This is a genomic window from Staphylococcus ureilyticus, assembly GCF_002902235.1.
Taxonomy (GTDB): domain Bacteria; phylum Bacillota; class Bacilli; order Staphylococcales; family Staphylococcaceae; genus Staphylococcus; species Staphylococcus ureilyticus.
This window is the reverse complement of sequence record NZ_PPRL01000160.1, coordinates 1-11,393: the sequence shown is the minus strand read 5'-3', so window position 1 is coordinate 11,393 and position 11,393 is coordinate 1. Positions and strand designations below refer to the sequence as shown.

The 11,393-nt window shown below is 30.5% G+C and carries 10 protein-coding genes and 1 riboswitch; of the genes, 2 read left to right on the top strand and 8 right to left on the bottom strand.

Annotation, left to right across the window (positions count from 1 at the left end; all coding sequences use genetic code 11):
• Positions 1 to 203: 203 nt before the first annotated feature.
• Positions 204 to 1,028, bottom strand: coding sequence for an alpha/beta fold hydrolase (locus CD150_RS12820; RefSeq protein WP_073341639.1), 825 nt, complete (start codon positions 1,026 to 1,028; stop codon positions 204 to 206).
• A 267-nt stretch (positions 1,029 to 1,295) separates the two neighbouring features.
• Between CD150_RS12820 and CD150_RS12815 the strand changes: the two genes are divergently transcribed.
• Entirely contained in the window at positions 1,296 to 2,297 is a 1,002-nt protein-coding gene (locus CD150_RS12815) for a proline dehydrogenase family protein (protein ID WP_073341636.1), read from the top strand.
• A gap of 482 nt (positions 2,298 to 2,779) precedes the next feature.
• Here the strand turns inward: CD150_RS12815 and ribH are convergent, their stop codons facing one another.
• From ribH to CD150_RS12790, 5 genes are all read right to left on the bottom strand, one after another.
• Complete coding sequence (ribH, locus tag CD150_RS12810) at positions 2,780 to 3,238, bottom strand: 6,7-dimethyl-8-ribityllumazine synthase (protein ID WP_046208331.1); 459 nt, start codon at positions 3,236 to 3,238, stop codon at positions 2,780 to 2,782.
• Positions 3,239 to 3,249: 11 nt separating this feature from the next.
• The gene (locus CD150_RS12805; RefSeq protein WP_073341632.1) at positions 3,250 to 4,428 is read right to left on the bottom strand and encodes a bifunctional 3,4-dihydroxy-2-butanone-4-phosphate synthase/GTP cyclohydrolase II; all 1,179 of its coding nucleotides are present in this window, start codon (positions 4,426 to 4,428) and stop codon (positions 3,250 to 3,252) included.
• Positions 4,429 to 4,438: 10 nt separating this feature from the next.
• Positions 4,439 to 5,071, bottom strand: a complete 633-nt coding sequence (gene ribE / locus CD150_RS12800; RefSeq protein ID WP_073341629.1) for a riboflavin synthase — start codon at positions 5,069 to 5,071, stop codon at positions 4,439 to 4,441.
• Positions 5,072 to 5,077: 6 nt separating this feature from the next.
• A complete protein-coding gene (ribD, locus tag CD150_RS12795) occupies positions 5,078 to 6,121 on the bottom strand; it encodes a bifunctional diaminohydroxyphosphoribosylaminopyrimidine deaminase/5-amino-6-(5-phosphoribosylamino)uracil reductase RibD (RefSeq protein ID WP_103161657.1) in 1,044 nt (347 codons plus the stop codon).
• A 158-nt stretch (positions 6,122 to 6,279) separates the two neighbouring features.
• Positions 6,280 to 6,413, bottom strand: a riboswitch (FMN riboswitch).
• Positions 6,414 to 6,807: 394 nt separating this feature from the next.
• On the bottom strand, positions 6,808 to 8,283 hold the full coding sequence (locus CD150_RS12790; RefSeq protein WP_103161656.1) for an FAD/NAD(P)-binding protein: 1,476 nt from the start codon (positions 8,281 to 8,283) through the stop codon (positions 6,808 to 6,810).
• Positions 8,284 to 8,444: 161 nt separating this feature from the next.
• Here CD150_RS12790 and CD150_RS12785 point away from each other — a divergent pair, with 161 nt between their 5' ends.
• Entirely contained in the window at positions 8,445 to 9,374 is a 930-nt protein-coding gene (locus CD150_RS12785; protein ID WP_046208326.1) for an osmoprotectant ABC transporter substrate-binding protein, read from the top strand.
• 395 nt (positions 9,375 to 9,769) lie between these two features.
• Here the strand turns inward: CD150_RS12785 and sagB are convergent, their stop codons facing one another.
• Together sagB and CD150_RS12775 are read right to left on the bottom strand one after the other, a co-directional pair.
• The gene (sagB, locus tag CD150_RS12780; protein ID WP_103161655.1) at positions 9,770 to 10,624 is read right to left on the bottom strand and encodes a peptidoglycan release complex glucosaminidase SagB; all 855 of its coding nucleotides are present in this window, start codon (positions 10,622 to 10,624) and stop codon (positions 9,770 to 9,772) included.
• Between the two features lie 164 nt (positions 10,625 to 10,788).
• Positions 10,789 to 11,013: a hypothetical protein gene (locus tag CD150_RS12775; protein WP_019468074.1), complete on the bottom strand. Its 225-nt coding sequence runs from the start codon at positions 11,011 to 11,013 to the stop codon at positions 10,789 to 10,791.
• Between the last annotated feature and the right edge of the window lie 380 nt (positions 11,014 to 11,393).

The following is an 11,393-nucleotide window of genomic DNA, read 5'->3' as shown; positions in this document are numbered from 1 at the left end:
AAAAATCAATGTTTATTGTGATTTTTTTCACATTATTTTTATAAATAAAAGAGTGTCAATAAAATCAACGACAGATTAAATTTATTCACTCTTTTTATCAATGATTGTTAAGTCATAATTGTATCAATTAGATGGTTGTTAACACTTATTAAGCATTTCATAAAATGATACTCAAGATCCGATACCATTATTTATTATATAAATTATGAAAGTTCATTTTCATCATGTACAATAAAACCAATATTACTAGCGCTATTATTAAGAAATGCTAGAACATAGCGCATTACGTCATCTCTTTCAGGTTCATTATGTATTTCATGATTCAACCCAGGCCAAGCTTTAAAATATAACTCTTCTGTAGTAATTTTTTCTTTAATTAAACTCATAGTAGAAATATCAGACACTTTATCTTCTAGTCCATACATTAATAATAAAGGAAGTGGTTTAATATCTTTTAAATGTGTAACAGTTTCTTTCATGATTTCAATGATTTGTTTATACCAATGATACGTAACTTTCTGAAGCATGAGTTGGTCCGCTTTTACCTCTTCAATAACCTCCTCATTACGTGTTAAATCTTCAATTGTAATACCTATTTTAAATCTTGTATCTTTAGTTAATTTTCCTACATTCGACACAATTTTATCTTTTCTAGTTTTTTTATTTTTCTTGAATTCTAATAATGGAGAAATCAACATTAGCCCCTCAATAGGCACTTCCACTTTTTCAAGTAAATTTAAAATGATAAGCCCACCAAGGCCAACACCTAAAAAATAAGTCGGAAGTTTATACTCATTAGCTATTCTAATCCATTCAAGCACATGTTCATGGTATACTTCGAAGTTTGCTATTTGTCCTTTATTAGCACGTGTAGTTTGACCTTGTCCAGGCAAATCACCCATGATTACATGGTAGCCATTTCTACGAAGCATTGTTATAACATATGCATATCTACCTGTATGTTCGAGCATGTTATGGGCGATTACAATGACACCCTTTGCCTCGTTTTCTGTTTCCCATTTCCACATATTCCATACTTCCCCTTCTACAATAATTTCAATAACTACATTGTATCAAAATATGATGTACTTTTTCCATTTTTAACGCATAAATCATACTGTTATGTGTTCCTATAACTTTATGATTATAACTCATAGCTAAAGCGTGAGACAATGTTATCGTGTAGTATATAATATTTAGTGTAATAAATTTTATTGTAAACGATTTCATTACTATTAGATTCATGCTACACTATTATTGAAAGAACAGCTATAAGCAGAATGGGAGGAATTAATATGCCAATTGTGAAAAATTTTTTTATAGGATTATCTAACAATCCATTTTTAAATAAAGCAGCTAAGGAAATTGGTCCTATGTTCGGTGCCAAGAAAGTAGTTGCAGGGAACACTATTCCAGAATTAGTGGACACAATTGAACGTTTAAATAACAAAGGGATTACTGTCACAGTAGATTGTCTTGGTGAATTTGTTTTAAATGAAGGTGAGGCAATACAAGCAAAAGACCAAATATTAGAAGTGATGTATGCTATCAACAATCATAATTTAGATGGTCATATGTCTATCAAAATCAGCCAATTAGGTTCTGAGTTTGACATTGATCTTGCTTATCGTAATTTACGTGAAATATTACTTAAAGCTAACGATTTTGGTAATATGCATATTAATATAGACACTGAAAAATATGATAGCTTATTTGATATTACACAAGTTTTAGACCGATTAAAAGGCGAATTTAAAAATGTAGGAACTGTTATACAAGGATATTTATATAAAGCAGATGCACTAGTCGATAAATACCCAGAATTACGATTACGTATGGTCAAAGGTGCATATAAAGAAAATGAAAACATCGCCTATCAAACTAAAGAAGAAATTGACGATAATTACATACGCTTAATTAAAAAGCGACTGTTAAATGCGAAAAATGTCACTTCTATTGCTACACATGATGATGCTATCATCACACATATTAAACAGTTTATTAAAGACAATAATATTGAAAAAGATAAATATGAATTTCAGATGTTGTATGGTTTCCGCTCAGAATTGGCAGAATCACTAGCGCGCGAAGGCAATCATTTCTGTATCTATGTTCCATACGGTGATGATTGGTTTAGTTACTTTATGAGAAGATTAGCAGAACGACCTCAAAATTTAAATCTAATGTTTTTAGAAATTATGAAACCCGAAGTGTTGAAAAAAATGGGAGTAGTCGTTGGAGCTCTGTCAACTATTGGAGCTTTAAGTGCATGGCTATACAAAAAATTTAAAAAATAAAAATTTTATGATTAAAGTGTATGTAATTTAAACCTTTTCAAAACATTGTTAGAATAATCAAATGTAATATCATATTTATGAATAAGTGAATGATTACGGATTATGCAAACTATATTTATAGTCCAAGTATGACGAGCAAAAACAAAAATTTAAAACTAGAAGGGACTGGGACATAAATCCCCTTTCTCAAAATAATTTTGTTTGAATCATATAGTTCTTGGACAAATATGACGTATTTTAGCAAGTCTCTCGAGGGATAGGACTAGCTGAAGACTACAGGCTAAAGCTGTCCCCAAAGAAAGCGAGCCAACAATATGAAGTATTGAATAAAAAGACGCACTCAGATGAATTGAATTAAATCATCTGAGTGCTATTTTTTGGGATTTATATGCCTGACTCTTGTTTTGAGCAGAGGAAATGATATCTAGAGTTCTGACCTAATTTTTATTTTTAAATAACATTACTCATTATTACTTGAATCATTAAATTTTTTTCAATAAATTTGCCATTTCTATAGCACTTACTGCTGCTTCAGACCCTTTGTTTCCTGCTTTTGTACCTGCACGTTCTACAGCTTGTTCAATATTTTCAGTTGTTAAAATTCCAAAGATAACTGGTGTATCTGAAATATCATTCGCTTTTGAAACACCTTTCGCTACTTCATTACATACATAATCATAATGTGACGTTGAACCTCTAATCACACAACCTAAAGTAATTACTGCATCGTAATCACTTTTTTGAGCTAATTTTTTAGCTACTAATGGGATTTCAAAAGCCCCAGGCACATATGCAACATCAATATTTTCTGCAGGCACTTCGTGTCTAACTAAAGTGTCTTTAGCACCATCTAGCAAACGATTCGTAATGAAATCGTTGAATCTACTTACGACAATCGCTACCTTTAAATCTGATCCTATTAATTTACCTTCAAAATTCATGTTTATTCCTCCTATATTAAATGACCCATTTTCTCTTTTTTTGTTTTCATATAAGCTTGGTTATATTGGTTAGATGGTATTACCAATTCAATTCTTTTGGCAATATCAATGCCGTAATTCTCCAAACTTCCAAATTTTTTAGGATTATTACTTAATAAATTCACACGTTTGATACCTAGATATTTTAAAATTTCAGCAGCATATTGGTATTCTCTTAAATCTTCATCAAAACCGAGTGCAATATTTGCTGTAACCGTATCATATCCTTGTTCTATCAATTCATATGCTCTTAATTTATTAATTAAACCGATTCCTCTACCTTCTTGAGGTAAATAAAGGATAACGCCTCCATTTTTATCAATGTATTTCATAGATGCAGCAAGCTGTTCACCACAATCACATCTTTGACTATGAAAAATATCTCCAGTCAAACAAGCAGAATGTATACGTACATTCTCTGTTTCGTTAATATTACCACTTGTGATTGCTACAATTTCTTCACCATTATTTGTTGTAAAACCATACATGTCGAAATTACCATATTCAGTAGGCAACTTTATTTTAGCTTTTGCTGCAACAGACGAAACAGATTGCTTTCTATATTTTTCCAAATCTTCGATAGATATCATTACCAAATTGTGCTTATTTTTAAATGCTTCTAAATCATCACCTTTTGCCATTGAACCATCGTCATTCATAATTTCACAAATCAGCGCTGCTGGTTTTGCGCCAGTTAATTTAGCTAAATCTACAGAGGCTTCAGTATGACCACGTCTAGCCAATACACCATTCTCTTGAGCAACTAATGGAAATAAATGGCCTGGTTTATTAAAATCTTCGGCTGTTGTACTATTATCGATTAATGCTTTTGCAGTAAGCATTCTTTCATCAGCACTGATACCAGTTGTAGTGTTAATATGATCAATACTAACTGTAAATTGAGTGCCATAAACATCTGAATTATGATTAACCATTGAATGAAGTTCTAAATCTTCGGCTATTTTTTTACTAATCGGTGCACAAATTAATCCTCTTCCATATTTAGCCATAAAATTAACAGTATTATCATACATCCATTCAGTAACTGCTACTAAATCTCCTTCATTTTCTCTATTTTCATCGTCTACTACAATGATACTTTTACCTTTTTTTAGTGATTCAAGTGCTAAATCTATACTGTCCAATTGCATTTTACCCCTCCTAGAATCCAAAAGCGCTTAGTTTTTCTAAACTTAAACCTTTTTCACTTTTACCAACTATTTTTTCTACATATTTAAACAACATGTCTGTTTCAATATGTACTGGGTCACCAACACGTTTTTGATTTAAAATAGTTGATCTTCTTGTTTCTGGTATAAGATGAATATCAAATTCTGTATCTCGTAATTGAAATACTGTCAAACTAACGCCATCTACGGTGATTGAACCTTGTTGTACCATTTGATCGATCACAGAAGTAGATGGTTTGATAGTTACAATTTTAGAATTATCTGAGTTTTGTATTCTAGTAATTCTAGCTACTTCATCAGTGTGGCCAAGTACAAAATGACCTCCAAACCTTCCTGAACCGCTCATTGCTCGCTCTAAATTCACTTCAGCGGATTGATTTAATTGATTCAAATAGGTTTTATTCTCAGTACCTTTGATTACTTGGACTGAAAATGACCGTTCATCAAATTGTATAACAGTTAAACATACACCGTTTACACTAATAGAATCACCAATATGCATGTCAGATAAAATTGTTCTACAATCAATTGTTAAATTAACAACCGCTTGTTGTGTTGTAACTTTTTTTATAGTTCCTATTTCTTCGACAATACCAGTAAACATAATTATTCACTTCTTTCGCAATTCTAATTTAATATTTTGCTCAAGCATTTTGGAATTTACAATTTCAAATTGAGGAACGTCTGATAAATTAAAGACATTTTCTGTTTTGAAAAATTGATTGTCACCAGAACCACCTATTATTTTCGGGGCGTAATATAAGATGAGTTCATTTGTAAAGTTAGATTGGAGAAATTCTGAAGTAATCGTGGGACCTGCTTCAACCAAAACACGTCCAATCCCGTTTTGATATAACTGCTTTAAAATATTTTCAATCGTACAATTTGAACAATACATTATTTCTATATTTTTATCTTGATTTTTTAAATTTTTATTTTCTGTGAAAATCCATATTGGCGTCGTCGGTTGTTGAAAAATGTCTAAAGTAAAATCGACTTGTCCAGATTTTGAAAGTATCACACGTATAGGTTGTTTACCTTGTTCAATCCTAGTAGTATATTGTGGATTATCTGCGTTTAACGTACCAGTCCCGGTGATTACTGCATCATGTTTATGTCTGAGCATAAATACATCTTGTTTAACAGTTTTGTTGGTAATCCATTTACTTTCACCACTATCAGTAGCTTGTTTACCATCTAAACTGCAAGATACTTTTACAGTAACTTCAGGAACGCCTTGTCGATTAGTAATAAAAAAGTCTTTGTATAATGCTTCAGCATCTGGCTTATGATGAAACTCGACTTTCACTCCAGCATTTTGTAAAATTTCATCACCTTTAGACGATAAGGTTGTGTCTTTAACAGCATAAACAACTTTTGAAATACCAAATTCAATAATTTTGTTTACGCATGGTGGCGTTGAACCATAATGTGAACAAGGTTCTAAAGATATATAAATTGTCGCTCCATTTGCTGCTGCTTTTGCCATATCTAAAGCTTGTACTTCGGCATGTTTGTCACCTTTTCGTAAATGTGCACCAATACCGACGATTCTACCTTGATTTACCACAACTGCACCCACAGGAGGATTTACACCAGTTTGGCCATCTACCATCTGCGCCAATTGAATTGCATAATTTAAATATTGACTCATATAATCACCTCTTAATAATAAAAAAACACCTGAAACTCATTTCAGGTGTGGGATGTATTTAGATATAACATAATTTACTTAAATTTGGATACACTTCTCCAATTTTTAGAAAAATGTACGTTAAATAAACACTTGTATAAGTGCCTTTTTGTTATACTTCATTCTTTCTCCCATCCAGACTTTACTGTCGGCTCTAGAATTTCACTAGATCAGCCACATTTGCCAAAACAAATGCAGGTCGCAGGCTTAATTTACTGCCGGTTGGGAATTTCACCCTGCCCCGAAAGAATATTTATGAAATTGTAATTGATGATTGAGTCAAAGTAACTTTTGAAAGCTACATCGTTATCGTACTATATATTTCGACAAAAAACAATTCATATTATCTAAGTCGGCTTTATATCAGTAACAACTTGCTTATATTATTGACTTTACAATGCTTATAAGTTGGTTTACAAATCCATTCATCAAAAATTTACATCTTAAAATATTTTCATAAATGATTAAATGCTATACTTATTTAATATTTTTATAATTCAAACTAAAAACGAACGAACATCTAGCAAAAATTACTCTTTTGCTTTCCTCAAAATGAAACCGGATTTAAATTCATTCGGAAACATAATTCATATTTAACTGATTCATCTAAATTGGATAAACATTCGTTTGTATACTACACTACAAAATCAATCATGCTTAGCATTCAACAAATTCTCTACCACACTTACAGCTTGATTTACTATCATCATAACGCCGTTACGTGATTGATTAATTCCATTTGTAACTTGACCTAAAGCAAACATGTTTTTTAAGGTACCATAACGTGGACTTATAATTTGATTTGTTTCTGGAATGATTTGAATACCACCTAGTGGGTGTGCTTGGACTACTTGCCTATTTTCCAGATTGAGAATCAGTTGATCATCTTGGTCTAATTCTGATAAATGTGATTTTGAACCAGTAGCATTAATGACAATATCAAATTTATCAATTGCTTTAAAATCATCCTCATATTTAAAACAAAATTGATGCCCGTCATATTTAACGTCTTCCAACCCTTTTTTGATTTCAATTTGCCCTTTTTCGATATGATCGATAATTAATTTTGCGGTACGAGGAGGCATTGGGTTCGAATTTTCTTTTAATATAGATTGGTATTTTTCTAAAAATATCTTCTGATCCTCTCTACTAAAACTGTTCCAAATCCAATTTAAATTTTCTTTTGTTAATTCTAAGATACTTTGAAATTTCCCTAGCACTTCGGCATGCTGTAAATCATAGGTTAAATCCAAAATCGGGTCGCCTTGCCTTCTGTGTACTAATGCTTCTATTGGAATATCATAATATTCACAGTCCTTTTTAAATAATGCCAATGCCTCGTCCAAAGGTACGTTTCCAAAATATTCTTTTTTGATTTCATTAAATTTTTCTGGAGTAAGATATTTAAATTGAATTTCTGGCATATTTCCCCTAACACTGGGTAAATGACCTTTTCGACTCGTCACTGTAATAGGTAAATTAGGATGATGTGCCGTTACAAATCGAATGACATCTAAACTTGCTAAGCCAGTACCAATAATGGCAATTCTATCAGTACTATCAACTTCATTTAATGTGTCATAAGTAGGATAAGGTGTTTTTATGTAACCTGGTGTTCCTTTTAATTGATATGGGTCATGATAGGACATCGTGCCGATTGTTAAAAATACAATATCATAACGTCGGCGTTTCTCTATATTTTCAGATGTGCAGACAACATATTCAACCTGCGTATCCCCAATATTAGATTCTATATACACTTCTAATACTGCTTCTTTAATCATATGAATATTACTATATTGATTATGATAAGTTTCCAAATAATCTTTCATATAGTGTCCAAAAATAAATCTGGGTAGATACTCTGGATTAGAAAATTTAAATATAGATTGATGTTGATACCATTCGTAAAATTCTCGCTCATTATTCAAATTTAAAGACATTTGTTTTGCAGGTAAATTGATTAATAATTGGTCGCTGTCATTTTGAAAAGGCACACCTTGACCCATGTTTTTAGGGTTATCATAAACATCTACTTCCATTTGTTCGAATTCATTATATTTAACTAATTCTTTTAACAAACTAACACCTGCGGTACCCATACCAATGATAGCTATACGCATTTCACTCATCCTTACTTTAATTAATTTATACTTAGTATATCAAGTATTTAATTGATATTACATATTAATGGATTATGCCACCATTATACAAAATTAATATATATGTTAATATAAAAATGTTGTATCAAAAAAGATTTCTAAAACATATAAGGAGTTAAAACATGAAATTTTTTAAAAGAATAATTTATTTATTGATTGTTAGTTCAATTTTATTAGCAAGTTGTGACTTACCTGGTTTAGGCGGCGGTCAATCTAAAAACTCAGTTAAAATTTCTGCTTTAGCTACGAGTGAATCTCAAATCATGGCTTATATGCTTAAAGATTTAATAGAACATGATACAAAAGGAAAGATTACTGGATCGATTATTAACAACTTAGGTTCAGCTACTATACAGCATAATGCATTACTTCGCGGAGATGCCGACATATCAAGTACACGCTACACTGGTACTGATTTGGTTGGAGCTTTAGAACAACAACCTATTACAAATACTCAAAAAGCAATGTCAGTAACTCAAAAATTATTCAATCAAAAATTTGATCAAACGTTTTTCGACTCTTATGGATTTGAAAATACGTTTGCTTTTATGGTTACTAAAGAAACCGCAAAAAAATATGATTTACATACCGTTTCAGATTTAAAAAAAGTAAAAGATAAAGTAAGAGTTGGTACAGATACGACATGGATCAAGAGAGGTGGCGATGGTTATGCACCATTCCGTGCACATTATGGTTTTGGTTTCAATGATTTAAAACCTATGCAAATTGGACTAGTTTACGACGCGCTAAAAAATAATAAACTCGATGTTGCACTTGGTTATACAACAGATGGAAGAATTGCAGCGTACGATTTAGTTGTACTTAAGGATGATAAAAATTTTTTCCCGCCATATGATGCTAGCGCGGTCGCTCCAAATGAATTATTACAAAAGCATCCACAAATTAAAAAATCTATTAATAAATTAGATGATAAAATTAGTACTGAACAAATGCAAAAGTTAAACTATGAAGCAGATGGTGAAGGTAAAGAACCAGCAATTGTAGCCAAAAGATTTTTAGAAAAACACAATTATTTCGAAGATGAAAATTAAATTTCAAGTGTAATTCTATATTTAATGTTATGTGATATTAATCGATAAGTGTTACTATAGCTACATAGTAAGGAAGTGATTTAATGAAATTCATTATAAAAGTGATAATATCAACGATTATGCTTTTTATATTATTTGGACAGAAAAATAAAGCTAAATAATATTTACTACTTTAACATCTCTCGTTCATCTTGATAATTAATTCACAGTTTACGAAATTCGATTACCTATGTTTATAAAATATAAATTACTAACTAATGTAAATATCAAAAATCAATCATTTATGTATTCAAAAAGGACTAATCCATTTTTCCTACGGATTAGTCCTTCTTTAGTTCGTATAACAAACTCAATCATTTTCATTTGTTATAATTAATTATATTTAAAATCATAGATTATTCTTTTTTATGTTTATTATCATCTTTATATACAAAATATTTATAGTATTTGCCTTCTGTTTTCATATCTTTATAAAAATTTGACATTAGGCTTGCGTTACTTTCAGCCCATTTAATATCTGTAGCATATTGATGTTCACCAGGGTTTTTAGGATTCCAGCGCATGCTATACAATGTGTTTTGATCTTTATTTGATAAAAAGTGTTCATGTATAAAATTAGCACCACCAGTAATTGCTTTTTCTGGTGTATCCCAACCGTGTTTTTTAGCATATTCAGCACCAGTTTTCACTGGATCTTCATCAAGTGCACCGACCCCAAAAAAGTTATAATATTTCTTGCCATCAATTTCAACACCACTCGATAATTCACTTTTAGTTGATCCTGTTTCAAGCAATGCATGTGATATTAAGTATACTTCATTTACATGTTTTTCTTTTGCTGCTTTTATGAAATCGTCTGAATGTTCTAATAGTACTGGATTATCGATTAACATTCTTTTTATTCTATTTTCATCAATTCCTTGATATTTATCTAATTCTAAAAATTGATATTTTTGAGTTTCACTTTCAATAAATTTATTACTATCCATTGCTGCTTTAATCTCAGTTGAAGACGCATCTCTCCATGAATCATTATTTTTATTTGAAATTTGTTGGCTAGTATAATTATCGATTTGTTTTTTTGATGCTTTATCTAAAGTAATATTGAGCTGTTCTACTTTTTCTTGTTGGTTAACCTTTTTAAAAAAGATTTGATCTGAAATCATTGAAAATACAACGACAACAGCTATCACTAACACTACCAATAAGCCAATAATTGATAGTATTGAGCCTTTCTTATGCTTCGTCATGTCCACACCTCATAGGTAATAATAAGAATATTAAGTCCTCTCTTTATAAAAATATACTTTAAGAGACTATCTAAATTTAAATTCTAACACTAAATAGTTGAACGTACAATTTAATATGTTTGTTGTTACATATTCATAAAAAAAGTAATGAAATTTTAATTTCATTACTCTTGACTTTTATTATATTCCATCATAACAAAGCTTACTGCTTGGGATCTGTTTTTATAATAATAACGATTTAAATCAATTGTTCCTTCAATTTCACCATCACGGTACATCATTTCTTTTGTTAGATTATTTATCATAACAAAGTCTGATTTATCTTTAATCATATCTAAATCATCATGTCTCGCAAAAAAATGTTCTAAATTTAAATGTGCGTAATCCATATAAACCTCCTGATTTGTTGTCCGAAGATAATACTAAAACTCTAAAGTGTTATATCTTTAAGTTGAATACGCGTTGATGTTATAAAACTTAAATTTTATCTATCTTATTAACTCTATTTAACACCTATTATCATTATTTAGCAAATGAAAATTACTAAATTTTAAAATAAAATGATTGCATCCGGAAATAAAAGTTATATATATAACATTGGAGTTACAGCATGTCCTTCGAACAAATATATTTTCAATTCAAATTTATTATTTTTGTGTTATTAAAAAAATACCATATTAAGTATAATCGAGAAGAATATACTCAATTACTCACTATCAAAATGTGGGAACTAACACAGAAGTATTCTCCCCATCAATCTGTCTCATTA